This is a genomic window from Ensifer adhaerens, from assembly GCF_002007205.1.
GTDB classification, from domain to species: domain Bacteria; phylum Pseudomonadota; class Alphaproteobacteria; order Rhizobiales; family Rhizobiaceae; genus Ensifer; species Ensifer adhaerens_D.
In genome coordinates this window covers 1,031,707-1,057,976 of sequence record NZ_LAZS01000006.1, presented here as the reverse complement: position 1 = coordinate 1,057,976, position 26,270 = coordinate 1,031,707, and the positions used below count along the sequence as shown (strand labels likewise).

General features: G+C 63.6%; 26 protein-coding genes. 13 read left to right on the top strand and 13 right to left on the bottom strand.

Features of this window, described 5'->3' with window-relative positions; all coding sequences use genetic code 11:
* Positions 1-9: 9 nt before the first annotated feature.
* The 4 genes from XB14_RS17810 to XB14_RS17795 all read right to left on the bottom strand — a co-directional run bounded on the left by XB14_RS17810 (position 10) and on the right by XB14_RS17795 (position 5,894).
* The gene (locus tag XB14_RS17810) at positions 10-1,638 is read right to left on the bottom strand and encodes an ABC transporter ATP-binding protein (protein WP_077962976.1); all 1,629 of its coding nucleotides are present in this window, start codon (positions 1,636-1,638) and stop codon (positions 10-12) included.
* Between the two features lie 8 nt (positions 1,639-1,646).
* Entirely contained in the window at positions 1,647-2,783 is a 1,137-nt protein-coding gene (locus XB14_RS17805) for an ABC transporter permease (protein WP_077962869.1), read from the bottom strand.
* Positions 2,783-3,865: a microcin C ABC transporter permease YejB gene (locus XB14_RS17800; RefSeq protein ID WP_077962868.1), complete on the bottom strand. Its 1,083-nt coding sequence runs from the start codon at positions 3,863-3,865 to the stop codon at positions 2,783-2,785. The genes XB14_RS17805 and XB14_RS17800 overlap by 1 nt, the downstream gene beginning before the upstream one ends.
* Positions 3,866-4,037: 172 nt before the next feature.
* Complete coding sequence (locus tag XB14_RS17795) at positions 4,038-5,894, bottom strand: extracellular solute-binding protein (RefSeq protein ID WP_077962867.1); 1,857 nt, start codon at positions 5,892-5,894, stop codon at positions 4,038-4,040.
* 233 nt (positions 5,895-6,127) lie between these two features.
* Here XB14_RS17795 and mepA point away from each other — a divergent pair, with 233 nt between their 5' ends.
* The 6 genes from mepA to XB14_RS17765 all read left to right on the top strand — a co-directional run bounded on the left by mepA (position 6,128) and on the right by XB14_RS17765 (position 12,230).
* Positions 6,128-7,180: a penicillin-insensitive murein endopeptidase gene (mepA, locus tag XB14_RS17790; protein WP_077962866.1), complete on the top strand. Its 1,053-nt coding sequence runs from the start codon at positions 6,128-6,130 to the stop codon at positions 7,178-7,180.
* Positions 7,181-7,284: 104 nt separating this feature from the next.
* Positions 7,285-7,668 carry a methylglyoxal synthase gene (locus XB14_RS17785; protein ID WP_077962865.1) on the top strand — a complete coding sequence of 128 codons (384 nt, stop codon included), beginning with the start codon at positions 7,285-7,287 and terminating at the stop codon, positions 7,666-7,668.
* Between the two features lie 99 nt (positions 7,669-7,767).
* Entirely contained in the window at positions 7,768-8,787 is a 1,020-nt protein-coding gene (locus XB14_RS17780; RefSeq protein WP_077962975.1) for a glucokinase, read from the top strand.
* Between the two features lie 112 nt (positions 8,788-8,899).
* Complete coding sequence (locus XB14_RS17775; RefSeq protein WP_077962864.1) at positions 8,900-10,720, top strand: ABC transporter ATP-binding protein; 1,821 nt, start codon at positions 8,900-8,902, stop codon at positions 10,718-10,720.
* Positions 10,721-10,741: 21 nt separating this feature from the next.
* Positions 10,742-11,560: a 4-hydroxy-tetrahydrodipicolinate reductase gene (gene dapB, locus XB14_RS17770; protein ID WP_077962863.1), complete on the top strand. Its 819-nt coding sequence runs from the start codon at positions 10,742-10,744 to the stop codon at positions 11,558-11,560.
* Positions 11,561-11,594: 34 nt separating this feature from the next.
* Positions 11,595-12,230 carry a 2,3-bisphosphoglycerate-dependent phosphoglycerate mutase gene (locus tag XB14_RS17765; RefSeq protein WP_077962862.1) on the top strand — a complete coding sequence of 212 codons (636 nt, stop codon included), beginning with the start codon at positions 11,595-11,597 and terminating at the stop codon, positions 12,228-12,230.
* Positions 12,231-12,307: 77 nt separating this feature from the next.
* On the opposite strand, the gene XB14_RS17760 is transcribed toward XB14_RS17765, so the two are convergent.
* Both XB14_RS17760 and XB14_RS17755 read right to left on the bottom strand, forming a co-directional pair.
* Positions 12,308-13,195, bottom strand: coding sequence for a methylated-DNA--[protein]-cysteine S-methyltransferase (locus XB14_RS17760; protein ID WP_077962861.1), 888 nt, complete (start codon positions 13,193-13,195; stop codon positions 12,308-12,310).
* 103 nt (positions 13,196-13,298) lie between these two features.
* The gene (locus XB14_RS17755) at positions 13,299-13,796 is read right to left on the bottom strand and encodes a DUF2244 domain-containing protein (protein WP_077962860.1); all 498 of its coding nucleotides are present in this window, start codon (positions 13,794-13,796) and stop codon (positions 13,299-13,301) included.
* Between the two features lie 22 nt (positions 13,797-13,818).
* Here XB14_RS17755 and nth point away from each other — a divergent pair, with 22 nt between their 5' ends.
* A complete protein-coding gene (nth, locus tag XB14_RS17750) occupies positions 13,819-14,604 on the top strand; it encodes an endonuclease III (RefSeq protein ID WP_077962974.1) in 786 nt (261 codons plus the stop codon).
* Between the two features lie 26 nt (positions 14,605-14,630).
* Here nth and XB14_RS17745 read toward each other — a convergent pair whose 3' ends face one another.
* Positions 14,631-15,224: a TetR/AcrR family transcriptional regulator gene (locus XB14_RS17745; RefSeq protein WP_077962859.1), complete on the bottom strand. Its 594-nt coding sequence runs from the start codon at positions 15,222-15,224 to the stop codon at positions 14,631-14,633.
* A gap of 68 nt (positions 15,225-15,292) precedes the next feature.
* Between XB14_RS17745 and XB14_RS17740 the strand changes: the two genes are divergently transcribed.
* Complete coding sequence (locus tag XB14_RS17740) at positions 15,293-15,721, top strand: VOC family protein (RefSeq protein WP_077962858.1); 429 nt, start codon at positions 15,293-15,295, stop codon at positions 15,719-15,721.
* An 87-nt stretch (positions 15,722-15,808) separates the two neighbouring features.
* The gene (locus XB14_RS17735; protein ID WP_077962857.1) at positions 15,809-16,801 is read left to right on the top strand and encodes an adenosine kinase; all 993 of its coding nucleotides are present in this window, start codon (positions 15,809-15,811) and stop codon (positions 16,799-16,801) included.
* A 39-nt stretch (positions 16,802-16,840) separates the two neighbouring features.
* Here XB14_RS17735 and XB14_RS17730 read toward each other — a convergent pair whose 3' ends face one another.
* Positions 16,841-17,392, bottom strand: a complete 552-nt coding sequence (locus XB14_RS17730) for an SH3 domain-containing protein (RefSeq protein WP_077962856.1) — start codon at positions 17,390-17,392, stop codon at positions 16,841-16,843.
* 182 nt (positions 17,393-17,574) lie between these two features.
* On the opposite strand from XB14_RS17730, the gene XB14_RS17725 reads away from it, so the two are divergent.
* Positions 17,575-18,579, top strand: coding sequence for a 2-hydroxyacid dehydrogenase (locus XB14_RS17725; protein WP_077962855.1), 1,005 nt, complete (start codon positions 17,575-17,577; stop codon positions 18,577-18,579).
* A gap of 57 nt (positions 18,580-18,636) precedes the next feature.
* On the opposite strand, the gene XB14_RS17720 is transcribed toward XB14_RS17725, so the two are convergent.
* From XB14_RS17720 to recF, 3 genes are read right to left on the bottom strand one after another with little or no spacing between them, the layout of a single operon-like run.
* Positions 18,637-19,104 (bottom strand): GNAT family N-acetyltransferase, encoded by a 468-nt coding sequence (locus tag XB14_RS17720; protein WP_077962854.1) that lies wholly within the window; start codon positions 19,102-19,104, stop codon positions 18,637-18,639.
* Positions 19,105-19,114: 10 nt separating this feature from the next.
* Positions 19,115-19,876, bottom strand: coding sequence for a molybdopterin-synthase adenylyltransferase MoeB (locus XB14_RS17715; RefSeq protein WP_077962853.1), 762 nt, complete (start codon positions 19,874-19,876; stop codon positions 19,115-19,117).
* 27 nt (positions 19,877-19,903) lie between these two features.
* A complete protein-coding gene (recF, locus tag XB14_RS17710; protein WP_077962972.1) occupies positions 19,904-21,028 on the bottom strand; it encodes a DNA replication/repair protein RecF in 1,125 nt (374 codons plus the stop codon).
* 202 nt (positions 21,029-21,230) lie between these two features.
* On the opposite strand from recF, the gene XB14_RS17705 reads away from it, so the two are divergent.
* Both XB14_RS17705 and XB14_RS17700 read left to right on the top strand, forming a co-directional pair.
* The gene (locus tag XB14_RS17705) at positions 21,231-21,875 is read left to right on the top strand and encodes a DUF47 domain-containing protein (RefSeq protein ID WP_077962973.1); all 645 of its coding nucleotides are present in this window, start codon (positions 21,231-21,233) and stop codon (positions 21,873-21,875) included.
* Positions 21,875-22,879, top strand: a complete 1,005-nt coding sequence (locus tag XB14_RS17700; RefSeq protein WP_077962852.1) for an inorganic phosphate transporter — start codon at positions 21,875-21,877, stop codon at positions 22,877-22,879. Before XB14_RS17705 ends, XB14_RS17700 begins: the two co-directional genes overlap by 1 nt.
* 49 nt (positions 22,880-22,928) lie before the next feature.
* On the opposite strand, the gene XB14_RS17695 is transcribed toward XB14_RS17700, so the two are convergent.
* Both XB14_RS17695 and XB14_RS17690 read right to left on the bottom strand, forming a co-directional pair.
* Positions 22,929-24,320, bottom strand: a complete 1,392-nt coding sequence (locus tag XB14_RS17695) for a serine hydrolase (RefSeq protein WP_210190025.1) — start codon at positions 24,318-24,320, stop codon at positions 22,929-22,931.
* Between the two features lie 141 nt (positions 24,321-24,461).
* Positions 24,462-25,361 (bottom strand): LysR family transcriptional regulator, encoded by a 900-nt coding sequence (locus XB14_RS17690; RefSeq protein ID WP_077962851.1) that lies wholly within the window; start codon positions 25,359-25,361, stop codon positions 24,462-24,464.
* A 133-nt stretch (positions 25,362-25,494) separates the two neighbouring features.
* On the opposite strand from XB14_RS17690, the gene XB14_RS17685 reads away from it, so the two are divergent.
* Positions 25,495-26,244, top strand: coding sequence for an SDR family oxidoreductase (locus XB14_RS17685; protein WP_077962850.1), 750 nt, complete (start codon positions 25,495-25,497; stop codon positions 26,242-26,244).
* Positions 26,245-26,270 lie beyond the last annotated feature (26 nt).

Below are 26,270 nucleotides of genomic sequence, written 5' to 3'. Positions count from 1 at the left end.
GCGGACTCTCTACTGGCGGATCGCGGTGAGATTGACGGCTTCGAGGTTGAAGGCGGCGGCCATCAGCGCCTTCGTGTAGTCTTCACTGGGCGCGTTGAAGATGCGCTCGGCCGGCCCCTGTTCCACCACCTTGCCCATGCGCATGACGATCATCTCGTTGGCCAGGGCGCGCACGACCTTCAGATCGTGGCTGATGAACAGATAGGCGAGGTCGTGTTTGCTCTGCAGGTCGCGCAGGAGATCGACCACTTGCGCCTGCACGCTCATGTCGAGCGCCGAGGTCGGTTCGTCGAGCATGACGAATTGCGGCTTCAACACCATGGCGCGGGCAATGGCGATGCGCTGGCGCTGACCGCCCGAGAACTCGTGCGGATAGCGCCAGCGGGTCGAGGGATCGAGGCCGACTTCTTCCAGCGCGGCTGCGACCCTGGCGTCGCGCTCGTTGTCCGACAGCGAGCGTTCGTGGATCTTCAGGCCCTCGGCGATGATATCGGCCACCGACATGCGCGGGCTGAGCGAGCCGAAGGGGTCCTGGAAGACGATCTGCATCCGGTTTCGAAGCGGCCGCATTTCGTTGAAGCTGTAGCGGTCGATGTCCTTGCCGACGAAGGCGATGCGGCCCTTGGACGAGATCAGCCGCGTCAGCGCCAGGCCGAGCGTCGTCTTGCCGGAACCGGATTCGCCGACGACACCCAGCGTCTGGCCGGCGCGCAGCTTGAGGTCGATGCCGTCGACCGCCTTCACGTGGTCGACCACCTTGCGCAGGAACCCGGCCTTGATCGGAAACCAGACCTTCATCTCGGAGGCTTCCATCACGATCGGCTTCGACGCGTCGGATGGCGGCGGATTGCCCTTCGGTTCTGACGCGAGCAGGTGGCGGGTATAGGCGTGCTGCGGGTTGGCGAAGATCTCGGCGGTTGGCCCGGTCTCGACGATCTTGCCCTTGGTCATGACGCAGACCCGGTCGGCGATCTTGCGCACGATGCCGAGGTCATGGGTGATGAACAGCATCGACATGCCGTGCTCATCCTTGAGCTTTTTCAGGAGCTCGAGGATCTGCGCCTGCACGGTGACGTCGAGTGCCGTCGTGGGCTCGTCGGCGATCAAGAGTTCGGGGCGGTTGGCGAGCGCCATGGCGATCATGACGCGCTGGCGTTGGCCGCCCGAGAGCTCGTGCGGGTAGGCGCTGAGCCGCTTCTCCGGCTCGCGGATGCCGACCTGGTGCAGGAGTTCGAGGATGCGCGTGCGCCGGGCAGCCCCCTCCAGACCCTGGTGCAATTCGAGGATTTCGCCGATTTGCCGCTCGATCGAATGCAGCGGGTTGAGCGAGGTCATCGGCTCCTGGAAGATCATGGTGATGTCGTTGCCGCGCGCATGGCGCAGCTCCGCATCGCTGGCCTTCAGCAGGTCCTTGCCGTTGAAGACGATTTCGCCGCTCGGATGGCTGGCCGACGGGTAGGGCAGGAGCTTCAGGATCGAATTGGCCGAGACCGACTTGCCCGAACCGGATTCGCCGACGAGCGCCACCGTCTCCCCGCGCTTGATCTCGAAGGAGATGTGGTCGACGGCAACGGAGGTGTTGCCGCCCTGGTGAAAGGCGACCGAGAGGTCGCGGACGGAGAGGATGGGATCTGTCATCGTCGCGCTCACCGGAACGTCTTTCTCGGATCGAAGGCATCGCGCGTCGCTTCGCCGACGAAGATCAGCAGCGACAGCATCAGCGACATGACGCAGAAAGCCGTCAGCCCCAGCCAGGGCGCCTGCAGGTTGGATTTGCCCTGGGCGATCATCTCGCCGAGCGAGGGAGATCCCGGCGGCATGCCGAAGCCGAGGAAGTCGAGCGAGGTCAGCGTCGTGATCGAGCCGGAGAGGATGAAGGGAAGGAAGGTCAGGGTCGCGACCATCGCGTTCGGCAGGAGGTGGCGATACATGATCGTGCCGTTGCCGACGCCGAGCGCGCGCGCCGCATTCACATATTCGAAATTGCGCGCCCGCAGGAACTCGGCGCGCACGACACCGACGAAGCCGACCCAGGAAAACAGGAGCATGATGCCGAGCAGGATGAAGAAGCCGGGCGGCAGGATCGCAGCGATGATCAATAGAATGTAGAGCACCGGCATCGACGACCAGATCTCGATGAAGCGCTGCATCAGGAGATCGGTCCAGCCGCCGAAATAGCCCTGGATGGCACCGGCGGTGACGCCGATCACCGCCGAGGCAATGGTCAGCGTCAGGCCGAAGAGCACCGAGATGCGGAAGCCGTAGATCATCCGTGCAAAGACGTCGCGGGCCTGGTCGTCGGTGCCGAGCCAGTTGAGATTGCCGACGATGCAGTTTCGATCTTCGAGCTTTTCCGGATAGGCCGAGCAGCGCTCCTCCTTGTCCATCAGCCAGAAGGGTTTGGTCGGCGCCGAATGCGGAATGTTGGAATTGACCGTCTGATAGGAATAGCGCACCGGCGGCCAGACCATCCAGCCGTTGGCCTCGATCTCGTCGCGGATGAAGTCGGAGCGGTAGTCGGTCTCGGCAAGGAAGCCGCCGAACTTTTCCTCCGGGTAGTCGATGACGACGGGGAAGAGAAGCTCGCCTTTGTAGGAGGCGACGATCGGCCGGTCATTGGCGATGAGCTCGCCGACGAGACTGAGCCCGAACAGCGCGAGAAAGAGCCAGAGCGACCAGTAGCCGCGCCGGTTCGCCTTGAAATTCTGCCAGCGGCGCTGGTTGACCGGCGTGAGCCGGCCACGGGGCGCCGCAGCGGTCGGGGAGGTTGAGACGCTTGCCATCAGACGTCCCTCCGCTCGAAATCGATGCGCGGGTCGACCCAGGTGTAGATGAGGTCCGACAGCAGGCTGACGAGCAGGCCCATCAGCGAGAAGATGAAGAGGGTGGCAAAGACGATCGGATAGTCGCGCTTGACGATCGAATCATAGCCGAGGCGCCCGAGGCCATCGAGCGAGAAGATGTATTCGATCAGAAGCGAGCCGGTGAAGAAGGCCGAGATAAAGGCACCGGGAAAGCCGGCGATGATGATCAGCATGGCGTTGCGGAAGACGTGGCCATAGAGCACCTGACTGTCGGTGAGACCCTTGGCCCGCGCCGTCGTCACATACTGCTTCTTGATCTCGTCGATGAAGGAATTCTTGGTGAGCAGCGTCGTCGTCGCAAAGGCCGAAAGCAAGAGCGTGATCAGCGGCAGCGTCATGTGCCAGATGTAGTCGAGGATCTTCTGCCACCAGGGCAAATCCCAGAAATTGTCGGAGACGATGCCGCGCAGCGGGAACCAGTCGAAGAACGAGCCACCGGCAAAGACGACGATAAGCAGGATGCCGAACAGGAAGCTCGGCACGGCATAGCCGATGACGATGATGCCGGAGGTCCACACATCGAAGGCCGAGCCGTCGGAGACCGCCTTCTTGATGCCGAGCGGGATGGAGATCGCGTAGGAGAATAGAAGGATCCACAGCCCGAGCGAGATCGAGACCGGCATCTTCTCCTTGATGAGATCGATCACCGAGGTGTTGCGGAAGAAGCTCTCGCCGAAATCGAAGCGGAGATAGTTCCACATCATGGTGGCGAAGCGTTCGAGCGGCGGCTTGTCGAAGCCGAACTGCTTTTCGAGCTTGGCGATGAATTCCGGGTCAAGCCCTTGGGCGCCGCGATAGCGCCCGCCTTCGTCGCCTCCGGCCTGCATCAGGTCGCCGCTGCTGCCCGACAGGCGATCGGAACCGCCGGCATTTGTGAGGTCCGAGATCACCTGCTCGACCGGGCCGCCCGGGGCAAACTGAACGATGGCAAAGGAGATCGCCATGATGCCGAAGATCGTCGGGATCATCAAAAGCAGGCGGCGCAGGATATAGGCACCCATCAGGCGAGCCTTTCGATCGACGTGTGGGCGTAGGCCCGGACCGGCGAAGCGTCGGCATGCCGTCTATGGTGTCTCAATCCCTGTGTCTCCTTGCGGGGGCCCGGATCGGGGCTTGTTTCAGTGATTCGTTTTTTTGCATTTGGAATCGAGACGCCATCCGAGCGCAAGGACTTCATTTGGGGGGTGCGTTTTTCGACCACCAGGCATCCGGGAAGCCTATTCCGTAGTAGGGCAGTTCCTGCGGACGGGCGAGCTGGTTCCAGTATGCCACACGAACCGAGCGCGAGTAGAACAGCGGAACCACGAAGTGGTGCGCGAGAAGAACGCGATCGAGGGCCCGCGTCGTTGCGACCAGTTCCTCGCGGTTGGGCGCGAAGATGATCCTCCGGATGAGTTCGTCGATCGCCGGATCGGCAATGCCGGCATAGTTTCGCGATCCCTGCTGATTGACCGAACCCGAACCCCAGTAGTCGATCTGCTCGTTGCCGGGTACCAGCGTTTGCGCCCAGATGCCGTAGATCATGTCATAGTCGAAACTTCTGACACGGTTGGTGTATTGCGAGTCGTCGACGGTGCGGATGCGGGCATCGATGCCGATCTTCTTCACACTGTTGATGAAGGGGGTAACCGTGCGCTCAAAGGACGGGTTGGACAAAAGCAATTCGAAACTGAAGGGCTCGCCGGTCTTGACGTTGACCAGGCGGTTGCCCTTGAGTTCATAACCCGCCTCCTTGAACAGCGCGAGCGCCTTGCGCAGGTTGTCGCGCACCTTCTGCGGGTCGCCGTTGACCGGGTTGGTATAGGGCGTGGTGAAGACTTCGGCCGGAACCTTGTCCTTCAGTTCCTCCAGAATGGCCTTCTCGCGTCCTTCCGGCAAAGCCCTGGAGGCAAGCTCGGTGCCCCAGAAATAGCTGTCGACGCGCTGGAAGGCATTGTAGGCGAGGCTGCGGTTCAGATCCTCGAAATCAAAGGCGTAGTTCAGCGCTTCGCGCACGCGCTGATCCTTGAATTTCTCGCGGCGCATGTTCGGCACGAAGGCTTGCATGATGCCCGTTGCGCGCAAGGGATTCTCGATCTCCTCGCGGATCACGCGGCCATCCTTCATCGCCGGAAAGTCATAGGCGGTCGCCCAGTGGCTGGCGCTGTTGTCCTGGTAGAAATCGACGTTGCCGGCGCGGAAGGCCTCGAACTGCACATTCCTGTCGCTGAAGAAGGCGTAGCTGATCACGCCGAAATTATACTGGCCGACGTTGACGTTGAGGTCCTTGCCCCAATAGTCGTCCCTGCGTTCAAAGCGGATGGAGCCTCCGGCCTGGAACGACGCGATCTTGTAGGGGCCTGAGCCCATGACCGGTTCCAGCGTCGTGCGGCTGATGTCGCGCTTGTTGCCTTTGGCGTCCTGTCCTTCCCACCAATGTTTCGGCAGGATCGGAAACTGGCCGAGAATGTTCGGCAGTTCGTGATTGTCCTTCTCGTCGAAGCGGAAGGTGACGTCGCGCTCGCCCGTCTTTTCCGCCGAAACCACGTGGCGATAGTAGTTGGACAGGAGCGGATTGTGCTCCTTGACCTTTTCAAACGAGAAGACGACGTCCTCCGGCGTGACCGGCTTGCCGTCGGCCCACTTGGCCTCTGCGCGCAGCCGGAACGTCGTCGACGAAATGTCGTCGGGATAGGATACGCCCTCGGCCAGCAGTCCATAGGCGGTGGTGATTTCATCCTCCGCCGATTTCATCAGCGTATCGAAGACCAGCGAGGTAACGCCGCTCGCCGCTTCGCCCTTGGAAAGGATCGGATTGAAGGTGTCGAAGGTGCCGTTTTCCGAGAGACGCAGTTCGCCGCCCTTGGGAGCGTCGGGATTGACGTAGTCGAAGCGGGCAAAGCCTTGTTTGTATTTCAGTTCGCCGATCGACGACGTTCCGTGACGCCAGACCGGTTGTTCTTGGGCATTGGCTGCAGCAGGAAAGATAAAGATCGCTGTGAGAAGCGTGGCGGCGAGGCCTGATTTCATGGTCCTGCAGACGTTTGGCATCCCGCCCTTACCCCTTTATATTTCAAACTTCTTTTGCGAGAGCATAGGCGAAATCAGGGCAATTGACAGGCACCGCCGCAAATCAGGCCAAATTTTTGAGTCACATCCCGGTGATTCACAAGCGCGGGATACGTAAGGCTGAGGCAAAGACGGAGCCTTAGGATCGGGGTTCGCCGGACAGAGCATACTGCACATCAGCGCTGCTGTTCGCGAGACAAACGGGACGAAATTCAATGATTGCTCCTCTTCGACGTTGCGGCTCGGTGCTTCTTGCGCTGGTGCTCGGAACCAGCCTTCTCATCGCCGACCACGCCGCGGCGGATGAAACGCCGGCCAAGGCGCTTTTCGGCGCCAAGGCTCTGCCTGCCGAAATGGCGGCAAACTCCTACGGCTTCTATGCGAAGGGGTGCCTTGCCGGCGGGGTCGCAATTCCCACGGACGGGCCCACCTGGCAGGCGATGCGGCTGTCGCGCAACCGTCGCTGGGGTCACCCGCAAATGATCGCGCTGATCGAGCAGTTTTCCCACGACGCGGCCGACAAGGTCGGCTGGTCCGGTCTGCTGCTCGGCGACATCTCGCAGCCGCGCGGTGGCCCGATGCTGTCGGGCCACGCCTCGCACCAGATCGGGCTCGATGCCGATATCTGGCTGACACCGATGCCGCAGCGCACGCTCACCTACCGCGAGCGCGAAGACATCTCCGCGACATCGATGTTGCAGAAGAACAAGTTCCTGACGGTCGATCGGTCGATCTGGACGCCGAAGCACGCACAGTTGATCATGCTGGCGGCGAGCTATCCGCAGGTGGAGCGCGTCTTCGTCAATCCGGCGATCAAGAAGAAGCTTTGCGATACCTGGAGGGGTGACCGCACCAACCTCGGCAAGGTCCGGCCGATCTACGGTCACGACTATCACTTCCACATCCGCATCAAGTGCCCGGCGGGCGCTTCGACCTGCAAGGACCAGGCGGCGGTGCCGGAAGGCGATGGCTGCGACAAGTCGCTGGCCTGGTGGTTCACGGACGAGCCATGGGCAAAGCCGACCAAGAAGCCGGACGCAAAGCCGGTCAAGCCGAAGGTGACGACGCTTGCCGATTTGCCGAAGGCCTGCGCACTGGTGCTGAACGGTCCGGCGCCCGCCTCGGAAGCGGCCGCCACCTATGGCACGGCCTACCGGGCTGCCGCACCAGTCGCGGCAACCGAAAGCATCGAGCAGGTGATCGGCGCTTCCGGCGACGTTCCTCCGGCCGATATCCCGGTGCCGATGGCGCGTCCGGCGCTGCAATAGGGCAGGGATGCACGAGCGGGACTGGGAGGCATCAGCCTTCCCATTCCCGCGGCGCTCATATATAGGGCTATCAAATCGATTTAAATATTGATGCGAGGCCCGGAATGGCGGATCGGAAATGCGTTGCGCTGATCGCGCATGATCAGAAGAAGGACGATCTTGCCGCCTTTGCCAAGGCGCACGAAGACGTTCTGAGCGACTGGCGTATCGTCGCCACCGGCACGACCGGCGGCCGCGTCCTCGATGTCTGCCCCGGTCTCGATATCACCCGGCTCAAAAGCGGACCCCTCGGTGGCGACCAGCAGATCGGCGCGCTGATCGCTACCGGCGAAGTGCAGTTGCTGATCTTCTTCGTCGATCCCCTGACCGCCATGCCGCATGATGTCGACGTCAAGGCGCTGATGCGCCTGGCGATCGTCTATGACATTCCGATGGCGCTCAATCGTGCGACCGCCGAGCAGTTGATCGACCTGAACCTCAGGTCATGAGCGGACGGGAAGGGCGCTGAAATCCGACGCTTTTCCTCTTCCCGTTCTGTCTGATAGACAGTTCCGCAACCCAAGATGACGATCAGGATGGATCTTGCGATGTCCGGCACCAGTGAAAACAGCTTTCCTTTTCCAATCCTGATCGGCGACATCGGCGGCACCAATGCCCGCTTCGCGCTCTTGCTCGACGCCTTTGCCGAGCCGAAGCAACTGCCGCCGATCAAGACCGGCGATTTCGAGACGATCGAGGAGGCGATGCAGAAGAGCATCCTCGACAAGACCTCGGTGCAGCCGCGCTCGGCGATCCTGGCGGTAGCCGGTCCGATCCGTGGCGACGAAATTCCGCTGACCAATGCCGGCTGGGTGATCCGGCCGAAGGACATGCTTTCGAGCCTCGGCCTCGAAGACGTGCTGATCATCAACGACTTCGAGGCGCAGGCGCTCGCCGTGGCCTCCCCTGCGGACGAGGACCTGGTGCAGATCGGCGGTGGCAGCATCCGGCCGCTGACCTCGCGCGTCGTGCTCGGTCCGGGAACCGGCCTCGGCGTCGGTGGCCTGGTCTTTGCACAGAACACCTGGTTTCCAGTGCCGGGCGAAGGCGGCCATGTCGATATCGGCCCGCGCAGCGAGCGCGACTTCCAGATCTGGCCGTTCCTCGAGCCGATCGAAGGCCGCATGGCCGGCGAACAGATCCTCTGCGGTCGCGGCATCATGAACCTTTATCGCGCCGTCTGCGCCGCCGATGGTGTGGATCCGGTTCTGACCGATCCTGCCGAAGTGACGACGCACGCGCTCGCCGAAAGCGACCGCGCCGCGATCGAGACCATCTCGTTGTTTTCGACCTATCTCGGGCGGGTTGCCGGCGACATGGCGCTGATCTTCATGGCCCGCGGCGGCGTTTTCCTGGCGGGCGGCATCTCGCAGAAGATTCTGCCGGCGCTCCTGAAATCGCCCTTCCGCGCGGCCTTCGAGGACAAGGCGCCGCACTCGGCGCTGATGCGGACGATCCCGACCTTCGCCGTCATTCACCCGATGGCGGCGCTCTCGGGATTGGCCGCCTTTGCCCGCACGCCCAGGGATTTCGGTGTGGCAACGGAGGGACGCCGCTGGAGAAGCTGAGCCCGTTTCCTGCGCAAAGACTCGCCAAAGCGACATCAAACCACTATAGAGCGCCGGGAAAGATCGGGCCGTATATCGGCTCGCCAGTTTGGTTCCAGGGAAGACGGGCTTTTTGAGCGCCAGCAGTAAAAAACAGCACGCGGTCGACTCCGATACGATCAGCGGAATTCTGAAGCGGGTCATTGCGGAAAACGGTCGTGACCACATTCGCGGCTATGCTTTCGCCATCGGCTGCCTTGCCGTGGTCGCTGCGACGACCGGCTTTACCGCCTCGATCATGGAAACCGTGATCAACGAAGCCTTCGCCAACAAGCGGGCGGACATCGTTCTGGTTGTCTGCGGCGCGATCCTCGGCGCCTTCATATTGCGCGGCTTTGCCACTTACGGCCAGGCCGTCGCCCTGTCGAAGATCGGTAACAACATCGTCGCGCGCTACCAGCGCCGTCTCTATGCCCATCTGATGGCGCTCAGCGTCGGTTATTTCAACGAAACCCGCTCGGCCCAGCTTGCAGCCCAGATCAGCCAGAACGTCAGCGGCATCCGCGACGTGCTCAACCTGACCGTGACCTCGATCGCGCGCGACCTGCTGACGCTGATCGGCCTGGTCGGCGTCATGTTCGCCAAGGACTGGCTGCTGTCGATCATCGTCTTTGTCGCAGCACCGCCCCTGCTTTTGGGCCTGCGCTATGTGTCCCGGCGCCTGCGCTCGGCCACGCGCGAAGCGATCGAAGTCAACAGCCGCGTTCTCGGCGCGATGCAGGAAACCATTCAGGGCATTACCATCGTCAAGGCCTTCACCATGGAGGGTGAGCTCCGTGGCAAGGTCGAGTCGATCATCGAGCGCGCCGAGAACCGGGCAAACCGCATTGCGCGGCTGAGCGAGCGCACGGCCCCGATGACCGAAACCTTTGCCGGCCTCGCGATCTCGGCCGTGCTTGCCTATTCGGCCTTCCGCGCCATCTATGCCGACGTGCCGCCCGGCGCTTTCTTCGCCTTCGTCGTCGCGCTCTTGATGGCCTATGATCCGGCCCGCCGCCTGGCGCGGCTTCAGGTCTCGCTCGAGCGTGCAGCCGTCAACGCCCGCATGGTCTATGAGATCCTCGACACCGTGCCGCACCAGCGCGACAAGCCTGACGCCAAGGAGCTGGCCTTCACGAATGCGGCGGTCGAGCTGCGCGACGTGCGCTTCAAGTATGCCAATGGCGACGAGGTGCTGAAGGGCGTCAACTTCGTGGCCGAGGGTGGCAAGACGACAGCGCTCGTCGGTCCGTCCGGTGCCGGCAAGTCGACCGTCATCAGCCTCATTCCGCGCTTCTACGATCCGGCATCCGGCCAGATCCTGATCGACGGGCAGGACATCGCCGACGTCACCAAGCAGTCGCTGCGCAAGGGCATCGCCTATGTTTCGCAGCAACCCTACCTCTTCGAAGGCTCGATCCGCGACAACATCCGCTACGGTCGCATTGAAGCGACGGATGCCGAGGTGGAGGAAGCGGCCCGCCTCGCCTACGCCCATGATTTCATCCTGGCGCAGCCGCAGGGCTACGATACGCCGGTTGGCGAGAACGGCATGACGCTTTCGGGCGGCCAGCGCCAGCGGCTGTCGATCGCGCGCGCGCTCGTGCGCAACGCCCCGATCCTCCTGCTCGACGAGGCCACCTCCGCGCTCGACACCGAATCGGAAGCGGCCGTGCAGAAGGCGCTCGACCACGCCATGAGCGGGCGCACCGTCATCGTCATCGCGCACCGTCTTTCGACCGTCGTCAATGCCGACAAGATCATCGTCATGAAGGATGGCTCCGTCGTCGAGGAAGGCACGCATGCCGATCTTGCACGGCGGCCGGACGGTCTCTACGCTCGCCTCCACAATCTCCAGGGCCAGTCGCCGGATGGCGAAACGTCCGAAGCGCCGGCCGGCGTCGAAATCCACTAGCGGACAAGAAGGAAATCACCGATGGGCGCAAACGATATGAAGCTCGTGGTGGTGGGTGCGGCCGGCCGTATGGGCCAGACGCTGATCAGGACCGTTCACGCGATGGACGGCGTTCGCCTGCATGCGGCCGTCGAGCGCCCCGGATCTGCCTTTATCGGCCGCGATGCTGGTGAATTGTCCGGCCTCGGCCCGATCGGCGTGCCGGTCACCGATCAGCCGCTCGAAGCCTTCGTCGAGGCCGAAGGCGTTCTCGATTTCACCGCACCGGCAGGCTCCGTCGAGTTTGCCGGCCTCGCCGCCCAGGCCCGCATCGTCCATGTCATCGGCACCACCGGCTGTTCGCCGGACGACGAGGCGAAGATCCGCGCCGCCGCCCGCCATGCCCGTATCGTCAAGTCGGGCAATATGAGCCTCGGCGTCAATCTGCTCGGCGTGCTGACCGAGAAGGCGGCGCGGGCGCTCGGTCCGGCCGACTGGGACATCGAAATCCTCGAAATGCACCACAAGCACAAGGTCGATGCCCCCTCGGGCACGGCCCTGCTTCTGGGTGCCGCGGCTGCGAAGGGGCGTGATATCACCCTTGCCGAGCATTCGGTGCGCGTGCGCGACGGCCATACCGGTGCACGTCCGGCAGGCACGATCGGCTTTGCCACCCTGCGCGGCGGCTCGGTCATCGGCGAGCACTCCGTCATTCTTGCCGGCGAAGGCGAGCAGGTGACTCTGTCGCACAGCGCCACGGACCGTTCGATCTTCGCGCGTGGTGCCGTCACCGCAGCGCTCTGGGCCCGCAGCCAGAAACCCGGCTTCTATTCGATGCTCGACGTTCTCGGGCTCAACTGACCTTTCCACTCTCAAGTCTCAAGGGGAATTCGACATGAGCGGTACTCTCGTCCTCGTCCGGCATGGCCAGAGCGACTGGAACCTGAAGAACCTGTTCACCGGCTGGCGTGATCCGGACCTGACGGAACTCGGCGTCGAGGAAGCAAAGGCCGGCGGCAAGGCGCTGGCCGACTACGGCATCAAGTTCGACATCGCCTTCACCTCGGATCTCGTGCGCGCTCAGCGCACCTGCCAGTTCGTGCTCGATGCCGTCGGCCAGTCGTCGCTGGAAACCATCCGCGACCAGGCGCTGAACGAACGCGACTACGGCGATCTCTCGGGCCTCAACAAGGATGATGCACGCGAGAAGTGGGGCGAGGAGCAGGTGCACATCTGGCGCCGCTCCTATGACATCCCGCCTCCGGGCGGCGAGAGCCTGCGCGACACCGGCGCCCGCGTCTGGCCCTATTACCTGACCGAGATCCTGCCGCGCGTGCTCTCCGGCCAGAAGGTGCTGGTCGCTGCCCACGGCAACTCGCTGCGCTCGCTGGTCATGGTGCTCGACCGCCTGACGAAGGAACAGATCCTGAAACTCAATCTCGCGACCGGCGTTCCGATGGTCTACAAGCTCAACGCCAATTCGACCGTCGCTTCCAAGGAAGTGCTCGGCGACATGTCTGCCGCGCATTGAGCGGTGGCAGGCAGGGAATGAAAAGAGGGGCGCCGGGCGCCCCTTTTTTGTCTCCGATGATGCGGGATGCCCGGCGATCAGATCGTGCCGTCGGCCGCCTTGCCGGCTTCCCAGCCGAGGATGGCGCGCTTGCGCGTCAGGCCCCAGTGATAGCCGGTGAGATCTCCGCTCTTGCCAAGCGCGCGGTGGCACGGAACCACGAACGAGATCGGGTTACGCCCGACCGCAGCACCGACCGCACGCGATGCCGTCGGCTGGCCGATGTTGCCGGCGATGTTCGAATAGGTGGTCGCGCAGCCGAGCGGGATCTTCAGCAGCGCCTGCCAGACCCGGATCTGGAAGTCGGAACCGATCAGGAAGATGCGCAACGGTTCGTTCTGGCGCCAGCGCGAGGGGTCGAAGATGCGCGCGGCGTATTGGGACGTCGCCGCACTGTCCTCGATATAGCGGGCGTTCGGCCAGCGTTGCGCCATGTCCTCGAAGCTCGCCTGCTCGCCGCCGGCATCGTTGAAGGCAAGGCCTGCAAGGCCGCGTTCGGTGATCATCACGAGCGCCGTGCCGAAGGGCGAGGGGTGGTAGCCGTAGCGGATCGTCAGGCCCTCGCCGCGCGCCTTCCATTCGCCCGGCGACATCGCCTCGTGGGTGACGAACAGGTCGTGCAGGCGGCTCGGTCCTGACAGGCCGACCTCGATGCTTGTTTCGAGCAGCGGCATGTCTTCCTGGCGCAGCAGGCGCTTGGCGTGGTCGAGGGTGACGGCCTGCAGGAAGGCTTTCGGTGAAAGCCCGGCCCAGCGGGTGAACACCTTCTGGAGCTGCGTCGGCGACTGCTTCAGGCGTTGCGCCACCGTTTCGAGTGACGGCTGGTCGCGATAGTCTTCGGTGAGCATTTCGATCACGCGGCTGACCGTATCGTAGTCGGTGCCCTTCGGCGTGATGTCGGCGGGTACGGATGTCGCAATGTTCATGGCTCTTCTCCTGTCATGTCACAGGTAACCATTTGCTGGCCCGTCAACCACCCGAAACTTGAAAACATGCGATCGTCTGGCGCAGCATTCCAATCGTCAGGCGTTAGCGGCGGCGAACGGTGGCAAGCGCGCCCGAGAGCGCCAGCGCAAAGGTCTCGCGTTCCTCGCGGTTGAGGAACGAACCGATGTCCGTCCGCCGCCCGCCGCCGCTGATGGTCATCGAAACGATGCCGATTTCCTGGTGTCGAGCGACGTTGAAGCGCGCCCAGAACGGGTTGAACCGATGTTCGGTGATCTGGCCCGAGGGCGTGAACTTGCGCACGGAGACATCGGTCTTGGAAACGCTGACCTCCTCGCGGCTGAGAGCCGATCGGTTGTTCAGCCGGAAGGCGCCGAACAGCAGGAGATAATCGAGCCCGAAGAAGAACACGACCGGCCAGGCACCAATGACGAGGAAGACGAAAGCATGCACCAGGCTCAGAAGCCCGGCGATCAGGAAGAAGACTTTGACGCCGCGGCGCCCGAGTGAGCGATAGGGCGTGAGCTCGGCGGTGAAGACCGGCGCATCCTCGGGCGGAGTGGTGGCGTTGCCATTGATCATGACCTTTGACTATAGATGCATCATGAAAAACGTGAAGCCGAAATTGCCCACGGGCGTTGCGAAACTGGGCGCCGCAAAACCGAAGACGAGCCGGCGCGCCACGCCGCGGGTCAAGAGCCTCTACAGCCAGGACGATCTCAAGGAGATCTTCCGCCGCTTCTCAGTCCAGCGCCCCGAACCGAAGGGTGAGCTGGAGCACGTCAATCCGTTCACGCTGGTCGTTGCCGTCGCCCTTTCGGCGCAGGCGACCGATGCCGGCGTCAACAAGGCGACGCGCGCGCTTTTTGCCATCGCCGATACGCCCGAGAAGATGCTGGCGCTCGGCGAAGAGAAGGTCCGGGACTACATCAAGACCATCGGCCTTTACCGCAACAAGGCCAGGAACGTCATTGCGCTCAGCGAGAAGCTGATCCGCGACTTCGGCGGCGAAGTGCCGCGCACGCGCGAAGAGCTGGTGACCCTGCCGGGCGTCGGGCGCAAGACCGCCAATGTCGTGCTCTCCATGGCGTTCGGCCAGTCGACGATCGCCGTCGACACCCACATCCTGCGCATCGCCAACCGGCTCTGTCTGGCGCCGGGCAAGACCCCGGACGAGGTGGAAGACAAGCTGATCCGGATCATTCCGGACGAATATCTCTATCACGCCCATCATTGGCTGATCCTGCACGGGCGCTACTGCTGCAAGGCGCGCAAGCCAGAATGCGAGCGCTGTGTCATCGCCGACATCTGCAAGTCGCCGGAAAAGACCTGCGACATCCCCGCGCCGCTCGTCGAATTGCCGCCGCAGATGATCTCCGCCGCAGGCTGAGCCTGGGGCGAAATCCGGCATTGGCGTCAGGCCGAAACCATCCGGTCGATCAGCGTGCCGATCGTTTCGACATAGATCTCGCTCGGCGCGCCGTCGGCAATGTCGAGCGCGGCGCGATCGAAGGCGGCCGAAAGCAGCGAGGCCATGGCCGATAGCGTTGCCGCATCGGGGGCAGCCGGCGCCATTGCTTCGGCAATGCCTTCCTCCAGGGTTCTCTGGGCATGGGCGGCATCGATCGCCATCATCTCCTCTTTGCCGAGCACGGCGGGCCCATCGAGCAGCAGCAGGCGGATGCGCCCCGGCTCGCGCATGGCGTCGAAGTAGGCGCGCGCACCGACTTTCAGCGCCTCGCGCGGCGTGAGATCGCCGGCCGTCTTCTGCTCGATGGTCGCCGCCACCGCGCCCGCTTCCCGTACCGCCACGGCGCGGAACAACGCCTTCTTGTCCTCGAAGTGGTGATAGAGCGCGCCGCGGGTCAGGCCGGCGGCGGAAACGATGTCGGGCGTCGAGGTATCGGCATAGCCGCGACGAACGAAAAGACCGCGGGCGGCATCGAGGATCGCGGCGCGCGTCGTGTCCGACCGTTCGCGATTGGAACGGCGAGGCATTTCCTGTTGCATACATGCAGCCTGTATGTTAATTAAAGAAACATACAGATTGTATGATATTGCCCGAGCGAGGAAAAGCCATGAAATCGACGAGCTACTACCCGGTCATCATGACAGCCGATGTCGCAACGACAGCCGCTTTCTACATCGAGCACTTCCGCTTCCAGGCGCTCTTCACCAGCGACTGGTATGTGCATCTCCAGTCGATCGAGGACGAGCACGTGACGCTGGCGGTGCTCGACTATCGCCACGAGACGATCCCCGAAGAGGCGCGTGCGCCGACCCGTGGCCTTCTCCTGAACTTCGAGGTCGAGGACCCGGACGCGATTTATGAGCGATCGCTCGCCGCTGGCCTGCCGATCCTCAAGACCTTGCGCGACGAGGACTTCGGCCAGCGCCACTTCATCACCGCCGACCCGAACGGCGTGCTGATCGACATCATCAAGCCCATCCCGCCAAGTGCCGAATTCGCCGCCGCCTATGACGAAAGCGCGCTTCCTACAGCGTGAAGCGGCCGGCGCGCGTCTTTTGTCTTCCAAATGGCCGGAAAACCGGTATTAACGAACACCGGCCATCACGGAGACCGGACGAGGTTCATGACAAAATACGACGTGCTGACGATCGGCAACGCCATCGTCGATATCATCGCGCGCTGCGACGACGCTTTTCTGAATGAAAACAGCATCATAAAGGGCGCCATGAACCTCATCGACGCCGAGCGGGCCGAGTTGTTGTACTCGCGCATGGGCCCGGCGGTCGAAGCCTCCGGCGGCAGCGCCGGCAATACGGCGGCCGGTGTCGCCAGCCTCGGTGGCCGTGCCGCCTATTTCGGCAAGACCGCGAGCGACCAGCTCGGCGAGATTTTCGCCCACGATATCCGCGCCCAGGGCGTCTACTTCCAGACGAAGCCGCTTGAAAGCGTGCCGCCGACGGCGCGCTCGATGATCTTCGTCACCGAAGACGGCGAACGCTCGATGAACACCTATCTCGGCGCCTGTGTCGAGCTTGGCCCCGAGGACGTGGAACCCGAGGTCGTCGCTGAAGCCAAGGTCACCTATTTCGAAGGCTATCTCTGGGATCCGCCGCGCGCCAAGGATGCGATCCGCGAAACCGCTCGGATCGCCCACGCAAATGGTCGCGAAACCGCGATCACGCTCTCCGACAGCTTCTGCGTTCATCGTTACCGCGACGAGTTCCTCGAGCTCATGCGTTCCGGCACGGTCGATATCGTCTTCGCCAACAAGCAGGAGGCGCTGGCGCTTTACGAGACCGAGGATTTCGACCTGGCGCTGGAAAAGCTCTCGAAGGATTGCAAGCTCGCGGCCGTGACGCTGAGCGAAGAAGGCTCCGTTGTTGTTCGTGGTTCCGAACGGGTTCGCGTTGCCGCGAAGCCGATCGCCCAGGTCGTCGACACGACCGGTGCCGGCGATCTCTACGCTGCGGGATTCCTCTATGGTTACACGGCGGGGCGTTCTCTCGAAGACTGCAGCAAGCTCGGCAATCTCGCTGCCGGCATCGTCATCGGCCAGATCGGGCCGCGGCCGATGGTCTCGCTGGAAACGGCCGCCAAACAGGCTGGTCTCGCCTGATTCGCACGGACTGCATTTTTGTGAAGGAAGGGCGCGGCCTTACTTGAAGGCCTCGCCCGGATAGGCGCCCCAGATTTCGCCCTGGGCGATCCAGCCCTCGACGCCTTGCGCTTCGGCATGGCACCAGTCGCCATTGCACTCGCCGACTTTCACGATGACACCGGGCTCCATGCGGGCGACGATCGGGGAGTTGCCCTGCGCATCGCGGCGCATGTTGACGAAGACGCCTTCGCCCTTGCCGCGCATCCAAGGGGCTGTGACGGCGGTGCGATCGCCGGAAAGCAGCGCCTGGTTGACCCAGCCTTCGGTACCGTCGGCGTCGCGGATGCGGCGCCAGTTGTCGTACTCCTGGATGATCTCGACCGGCACGCCCGGCTTCATGTAGCGGAAGGCCACCGCGTAATCGACGCTTGGACCGATTCTCAGATTGACGCTCTTCGACTTGAGGCTGACGAAGCGTGGCAGCGGCAGCCCGCTGGCGCCCTTGGCAGCCTGCGCGTAGGCGTCAGACGCCATGATCCCGGCGCCAAGGCAGGCGGCGATCAAAGAGAGCGAAAATCTGGAAATGACGTGACGCATGACGAAGCCCATTTTCCGTGGCACTAGCTTTTGCAGGCGCAGTTCACTTGAGGCCCATGGGGCGGGCGGAAATCGCGGGGACGACGACGCGAGTTTTGTTTGTCTTCCCGGTGGGGTCTGGTAGAAATTGCGGCTACAGGGAGAAAGTATCGCCCAACTTGGTTAAGGACCCGTCAACAAGGCCCGTCGCAGCAATGACAAGCAAGAAGAAGCCCACGGTCTACATCACCCGCAAATTGCCTGACATCGTCGAGACGCGCATGCGCGAACTCTTCGATGCGGAGCTGAACATCGACGACACGCCGCGCAGCCAGCCGGAGCTCGTGGCAGCGGTCAAGCGCGCCGACGTGCTGGTTCCGACCGTCACCGATCGCATCGACGCGGCGTTGATCGAACAGGCCGGCCCGCAGCTGAAGCTGATTGCCAGCTTCTCCAACGGCGTCGACAACATCGATGTCGATGCCGCAGCCCGCAAGGGCATCACCGTCACCAACACGCCCAACGTGTTGACGGAAGACACCGCCGACATGGCGATGGCGCTGATCCTGGCGGTGCCGAGAAGACTTGCCGAAGGTGCGCAGATCCTGACCGACCGCAAGGGCGAATGGGCCGGCTGGTCGCCGACCTGGATGCTCGGCCGGCGCATTGCCGGCAAGCGCATCGGCATCGTCGGCATGGGTCGCATCGGCACGGCCGTCGCCCGTCGTGCCAAGGCCTTCGGCCTTTCGATCCACTACCACAATCGCCACCGGGTGAAGGCCGAGACCGAAGAGATGCTGGAGGCGACCTACTGGGACAGCCTCGACCAGATGCTCGCCCGCGTCGACATCGTCTCGGTCAACTGCCCCTCGACGCCGGCGACCTATCACCTGCTCTCGGCCCGGCGGCTGGCGCTGATGCGGCCGGACAGCTACATCGTCAACACCGCCCGCGGTGGCATCATCGACGAGACGGCGCTGATCAAGTGCCTGCGCGAGGGCAAGATCGCCGGCGCCGGCCTCGACGTCTTCGAGAACGAGCCGGCGGTCAACCCGAAGCTGATCAAGCTTGCGGGCGAAGGCAAGGTCGTGCTGTTGCCGCACATGAGTTCGGCGACGCTCGAGGGCCGCATCGACATGGGCGACAAGGTGGTGATCAACATCCGCACCTTCTTCGATGGCCACCGTCCGCCGGACCGGGTACTTCCCGGGCGCGACTGATCGCCGGGCGCCGCACGCCCTGCCGTGCGGTCCGTCGGGAATGGCTTGTTCGAAGCGCTAAAGCGTCTTGCGCATCTCGATCGCCGTCGGTCGGTTAAATCCCGGATGGCACATCGTGCCGCTTTGAACAAAGCCCCAGGCGGCAAAGGCGCGGTGATTGTCGGCGAGTTCGATGCGGGTCAGCAGCCGCAGCGCGGGAAGGCCGAGCGCGCGCGCCGTTGCCTCCGCCTCCGCGAGCAGCAGCCGGCCGATGCCCCTTCCTTGCGTCTCCGGCGCGATCGCGAGCTTGCCGATATAGAGGCAATCGATCTCCGGCTTGCAGAAGATGCAGCCCACGAGCCGCTCGCCATCGCTGACGCCGAAGGCGATCTCATCGGCAATCTTCTCTCGAAGTGATTCGGTGTTCAAAGCGTGCGCCGAAGACGGCGGGTCGATCCGCCCGTCCATGTAGGAGAAGGCGGCAAGGATCAGCCTCAGCAACTCCTCCTGCCGGCCGAATGTTTCATCGATGCGGAAGACCTGCATTGTCGTCGGCCTACGCTCTGCGCCGGTAGCGGATGGTGTTGAACTGCGCCGTCAGCGCGTCATACATCAACAGTCGCCCGACCAGCGGTTCTCCGAACCCGGCAATCACCTTGATCGCTTCCATCGCCTGCAGCGTGCCGATGACGCCCGTCAATGCGCCGACGATGCCGGCCTCCGCACAGGAGGGCACGACGCCGGCCGGTGGCGGCTCCGGAAAGAGATCGCGGTAGGAGGGGTTCGGCCGTCCATCGGCGCCTGCCTTGTACGGCATCAGTACCGTCAGCGACCCGTCGAAGCGGCCGACGGCGCCGGTCACCAGCGGGATGCCGACCGTTGCCGCCGTATCGGCGGCGAGATAGCGCGTGTCGAAATTGTCCGAGCCGTCGATCACCAGATCGTATTGCCGCAACAGCGCCTCGGCATTGTCGGGGTTGAGGCGAAGGCCGTGTTCGTCGACGGCGACATGCGGATTGAGCGAGGCGATCGCTTCGGCTGCCCGCTCGACCTTGGCGCGGTCGATGTCCTCGGTGCGGTGGATGATCTGCCGCTGCAGATTGGATAGTGCCACCGTGTCGTCGTCGACGATACCGATCCGGCCGATGCCGGCGGCAGCGAGATAAACGAGCACCGGAGCGCCAAGCCCGCCGGCACCGATCACGAGCACGCGCGCTGCCTTCAGTTTCTGCTGCCCGGCACCGCCGATTTCCGGCAGCACGATATGGCGGGCGTAGCGGGCGATCTCCGATTGGTCGAGCTTGTTCTCACCGGTCATGGCAAATCCTCCTCGGTGGCTCTTTGCTTATCCCGTAACGCTGCCATGCGAAACCGTCAGGAATCGACCACGGTCGCCAAGCGCCTCGAACATCGCCTGATCCGTGCCCGTCATGAAAGCCTGGCCACCAAGGCCATCGACGAGATCGAACAGGGCGGCGCGCCGGTTGACGTCGAGATGGGCCGCGATCTCGTCGAGCAGCAGGATCGGCGCGTGGCCGGTCATGTCGCCGACGAGGCGCGCATGTGCCAGCACCAGGCCGACGAGCAGCGCCTTCTGCTCCCCGGTCGAGCAGCGCGACGCCTCCATGTCCTTCTCCCGGTGGCGAACGATGAGGTCGCTGCGATGCGGCCCGTCGAGCGTGCGACCGGCTGCCGCGTCGCGCGGACGACCGTCGCGCAGCATCGTCAGATATTGTTCTTCGAGATCATAGGCCGGGCGATGCCCCTCGTCGTCGAGAAACCCTGATAGCGCCAGGCGGGCCGACGGAAAGACGCTTTCGTCGACATTCCGCTCGACAAGCGCCGTCAGCAGCCCGAGCATTTCCTGGCGCGCCAGCGCCATCGACACGCCAAGGCCCGCCATCTCGCGCTCGATCGCCGTCAGCCACGCCGGGTCCGGGCGAAATTCGCTGAGCAGCCGGTTGCGGCTGCGCATCGCCCGGTCGAATTCGCTGGCGCGCCGCCCATGTTCCGGATCGAGCGAAAGCACCAGCCGGTCGAGGAACCGCCGCCGGTCGGAGGAGGCGCCGGTGAACAGCCCGTCCATCGATGGTGTCAGCCAGAGGACGCGCAGGTGGTCCGTCAGCTCATCGACGGTCGCCGCCGGCGTTCCGTTGAGCCTGAGCCGCCGTGATTGGCCCTCCGCCACCCCGGCCGTGCCGGTGCCGATCTCCACCGACCCTTCCATGCCCTCGACCTCGGCGAAGACGGAAAACCCGTCATTGGCGCCGACGCGGGTGACGTCGGCATAAGCGGCACGCCTGAGGCCCCGTCCGGGCGAGAGGAAGGAGACGGCTTCCATGAGGTTGGTCTTGCCGGCGCCGTTCTCCCCGGTCAGCACCACATGGCGCTGGTCGAGCTCCAGCGACAGCGCCGCATAGTTGCGGAACTCCATGAGCTTCAGGCGGCTGAGAAAGACCTTTTGTGGCATCGGCAGTCCGGATTCGACGTTGGGCGCAGCTAGGACGAAAGCCACCGCCAAGGCAAGGCGAAACGGCACGCTGGTCCATATAGGGGCCGTTGGTCGATATCGGCAGGGGAAAGGCGGAAAACCCCTTGAAACAGGTGCTTTTCTTGAGCGCCTCCGTCAAATATGACAGTTTTATGACAATCCATGGATGGACATATTTCTGATGCTGACTTGGTTCCGCAAACTGCTTCCCCGCGAGGATCGCTTCTTTGACCTCTTCGCCAAACACTCGAGAACCGTCGTCGGCGCCGCCGATGCGCTCGACAAGCTGCTTTCCGGCGGCGACGACATGGAGAAGCACTGCGACCGGATCGTCGCGCTCGAGGACGAAGCGGACCACATCACCGCCGAAGTGCTGCTGGCCGTGCGCCGGTCCTTCATCACCCCCTTCGACCGTGGCGACATCAAGGATCTGATCCAGTCGATGGATGATGCCATCGACATGATGCACAAGACCGTCAAGACGATCCGGCTTTACGAGCAGAAGAGCTTCGATCCCGGCATGCGCGAAATGGGGGCGATCGTCGGCCAGGCTGCGCATCTGATCGCCGAGGCCATTCCGCTGCTCGACCGCATCGGCACCAATCACGACCGCCTCATAGCCATTGCCGAAGAGATCACCCGCATCGAGGGCCGTTCCGACGAACTGCACGACAAGGGCCTCAAGGATCTCTTCCGCCGCCATGGCGCCGACAACCCGATGGCCTACATCATCGGCAGCGAGATCTATGGCGAACTGGAAAAGGTCGTCGACCGCTTCGAGGACGTTGCCAATGAAATCAGCGGCATCGTGATCGAGAACGTCTGATGGATGCGACGCTCGCCTTTCCGTTGCTCGTCGGGCTGATCGGCATCGCGCTGTTCTTCGACTTCCTGAACGGTCTGCACGATGCCGCCAACTCGATCGCGACGATCGTCTCGACACGGGTGCTCCGGCCGCAATATGCGGTCATGTGGGCGGCTTTCTTCAACTTCATCGCCTTCCTGTTCTTCGGCCTGCATGTGGCCGAAACGCTCGGCAAGGGCATCATCGACCCGGGCATCGTCACGCCGCTGGTGATCTTCTCGGCGCTGATCGGTGCGATCGTCTGGAACATCGTCACCTGGCTTTTCGGCATCCCGTCGAGTTCGTCGCATGCGCTGATCGGCGGCCTTGTCGGCGCCGGCCTTGCCAGCACCGGCTTCAGTTCCATCGTCTGGACGGGCCTTTTGAAGACCGTCGGTGCCATCTTCATGTCGCCGGCGATCGGCTTCTTCCTGGCGCTGCTCCTGGTGCTGATCGTCTCCTGGATCTTCGTGCGGCAGACGCCCTTTGCCGTCGACCGCACCTTCCGCGTGATGCAGTTCATCTCGGCCTCGCTCTATTCGCTCGGCCATGGCGGCAACGACGCGCAGAAGACCATGGGCATCATCGCCGTGCTCCTGTTTTCGCAAGGGTATCTCGGCTCGGAATTCTACGTGCCCTTCTGGGTGGTGATCACCTGCCAGGCGGCGATCGCGCTCGGCACGCTGTTCGGTGGCTGGCGCATCGTCCACACGATGGGCTCGAAGATCACCAAGCTGAACCCGATGCAGGGCTTCTGCGCCGAAACCGGTGGGGCGATCACGCTCTTTGCCGCCACCTGGCTCGGCATTCCCGTTTCGACGACCCATACCATCACCGGCGCGATCATCGGCGTCGGTGCTGCGCGCCGCGTTTCGGCGGTGCGCTGGGGGCTTGCCGGCAATATCGTCATTGCCTGGTTCATCACCATGCCGGCGGCGGCGGCGATTTCGGCGCTCGCCTACTTCACCATCGATCTGCTGTTCTGATCGATTGGGAAACCGTCTCCCGCCTTCAGGAGCAGGCGGGAGACGCCGATCATTTCGAGACCCGAGGTGCAGGGCTCTCCCGCCCGCCCTGATGCAAGGTCAGGCTTTGGGCTCGGTCGCCCTTGAGCGTGAAGCTGATCTGGGCATCGATGAGCTTGGTAAAGAAGCGATGCTCGGCCTCCGGCAGGATCTCGAGCCGGTCCTGTCCGGTCGCCTGGGCAAACAGGCTGTCACCATCCCGAAAGATCGTGAGCTCGAAATCCGGCGCCAGCCTGTAGGTGCCGACATAGGCGTCATAGCGCGCCGGATCGATCGTCATGGCCGTACGCTTGACGATTGGCGGCGCGAGCGGCGCGTTTCGATTGAGCAGATGGCGGCCGATGTCGTCGACACCGACCTCGGTCGACGCATTGGAGAGGGCGATGACGCCGACACCGGTCGACGGACGGTAGCCGACGAAGGATCGATAGCCGCCGGTTCCGCCAATGTGCCAGATGAACTGGTCGTCGCCCTTGCCCGAGATCACCCAGCCGAGCGCCTGCTGGTCGCCGTCGCCGTTGCCGAGTGGCTGGCGGGTTGCCAGCAGCGTGGCGAAGGCGGGAGCGAGCGGCGACGCCGTCTTGCCCATGGCGGCTTCAAGGAAAAGCAGGAGATCGTCCACGGTTGAGCGCAGGGCGCCCGCGCCCTGCAGCGCGTCGAGATCCCAATCCCTTACCGGCTCCATGGCCGCATCGTGGCCCTTTGCCCGGCGTTCGGCCCACTCAGGCTGCTGCGTGATCGCCGTGTCCTTCATGCCGAGCGGCGCGGCGATGCGGCTGACGACGAGCTCCTCATACGAAATCCCTGCCTGCAAGGCGATCGCGTGGCCGAGAAGCCCGGCGCCGAGATTGGAGTATTCATGCTCGACGCCGGGGCGCCGCAACGGCTTGTGGCTGGAAAGGAAGGCATGGAGCTTTGCCGCGTCGTAGCCGGCATAGGGATTGCTCATGTCGGCGGGCACCAGATTGCTGGGCAGGCGCGGCAGGCCGGACATGTGCGTAGCGAGGTCGCCGAGCGTGATCGGAGTCTGCTTGTCCTCGGGCATGATGACGCTCATCGGTAGGAGGGTGGCCACGGGTGTGCCGAGGCTGAGCGTGCCTTGCTCCATCGCATCGGCAAGCAGCAGTGCGGTAAAGACCTTGGTGATCGAGCCGATCTCGAACACCGTCCGCCCGTCGACGGGGCGTGGATCGCCTATGGCGGGATGGCCATGCGCAACGACGCGGCGGCCATTGGCATCGACGATGCCGACGACGATGCCGATCGACTGTTGCTGCTTGTCGATCCGGTCGGTCAGGATCGCCTGTATTTCGGCATCGGTGGGGGCAGGGGACAGCGGGCTTGCGTGAGCGGTAGTGCCAAGCGCCATGAGGACGATCCAGTTCAGAAAGAGGTTCCGCATGAAGAAATAGGAATCCGATTTTCGGTTGTCAGGGGATGCGCTGCTGATGGCAGCCGGTTTCGGTCAAGCCTTGGTCAAGACTTGGCCGGTGATCGGCGCGATACCGTCGCCGGCAACGATTGTGCCGGGATTGCGGGACCTTCACGGGTCCCAATAGGGCGGATCGCCGAAGGCTTCCTTCAGGTGCCGGGCGATGGCTCTGAGCTTGGTGGAGACGCGCCGGCCCTCCGGATGCGCCATGTAGATGAACTCCGGCTCCGGGTGCAGCCCGACGTCGATCTCCTTGAGTTGCCCTTCGCGCACCGAAGGGCCGGCGATGAAGGCGGGCAGGAGCGCGATGCCGAGCCCGGCGACCGCGGCATCGTGCAGCATGTCGCCATTGTTCATGCCGAGCGCCAGGCGGGCTCGTACGACCGTCGCACCGGAAGGTCCTTCGAAGCGCCAGTCGGCCGCACCGCGGTTGGTATAGAAGATGCCGCGATGGCTCTCGAGCTCGTCGATAGACGCCGGCATGCCGTGCCGGTCGAGATAGTCGGGCGAAGCGACGAGCAGGCGTCGGCTTCTGGCGAGCTTCCAGACGACCAGGCGCGAATCGGCGATGACGCCATGACGCACGATCGCATCGTAGCCCTCGGAGGCGGCATCCACCCGCCGGTCGTCGAGATCGAGCGTCAGCTCGATCTCCGGATGCTGCGCGAGGAACGGATAGAGCGCTGGGCCGAGGTGCCGGCGGCAGAAGCTGACCGGGGCTGCGATCCGGAGCGGTCCCGTCAGCAGCCCGCGGCGCTCGGCGATGTCGCTTGCCGCCGCCTGCACCTCGCTGATGATCCGGATGGCCCGCTCGCGAAAAGCGATGCCGTCTTCGGTCAGCGTCAGCTTGCGCGTGGTTCGATGAAGCAGGCTGGCGTTGAGCCCGCGTTCCAGTTCTGCCAGCCTTTCGCTGACGACGGATTTCGACAGCCGCAGGCGCCGCGCTGCCTCGCTGATCGAACCGGCTTCGGCGACGGCGACAAAGGCGGCTATTCCCTCGATTTTCATCATCGTTCGGCTTTCCCGAATTCGAGTTCCAGGATTGGAAGACTAATCCGAACGATCCTTTTCCGCCATATCTGTTGGCAACGGAGGATGGCCAATCGAACCGGCTTCCTCCTCAACCCAACAAGAGGATCTCATCATGTCACGTTTAGAGAACAAGACGGCACTCATCACCGGCGGCACCAGCGGTATCGGTCTCGAAACCGCACGGCAGTTCATCGCCGAAGGCGCACGGGTCGCCGTCACCGGTACCAATCCGAAGAACATCGTCGAAGCCCGCGCCATCCTCGGCGAGGCAGCACTGATCATCGAGGCAGACGCCGGCAACGTCGCCGGACAGGCCGCCGTTGCCGAAAAGATCCGCGCCGCCTTCGGCACGCTCGACATCCTCTTCGTCAATGCCGGCATCGCCAAGCTGCAGCCGATCGAACAGTGGGACGAGGCAAGCTTCGACCGGTCGATCGCCATCAACCTCAAGGGGCCGTATTTCCTGATCCAGGCGCTGCTGCCGGTGTTCTCGAAGCGTGCCTCGGTCGTGCTCAACACCTCGATCAACGCCCATATCGGCATGCCGACTTCCAGCGTCTATGCGCTGACCAAGGCAGGCCTGCTGTCGCTGGCACGCACGCTCTCAGGCGAACTCATCGGCCGCGGCATCCGGGTGAATGCCGTCAGCCCCGGCCCGATCCGCACCCCGCTCCATGACGGCCACGCCCCAACGCCCGAGGAAAACAAGCAGGTGGTCGATGCGATCGCCGCGCAGATCCCGCTCGGCCGCTTCGGCGATGCGAGCGAGATCGCCAAGGCCGTTGTCTTCTTAGCCTCCGACGAAGCCACCTTTACCGTCGGCGCCGAGCTGATCGTTGATGGCGGCATGGCGACGCTCTGAGCAGCGTTTCATCCAGGGGGGACGCG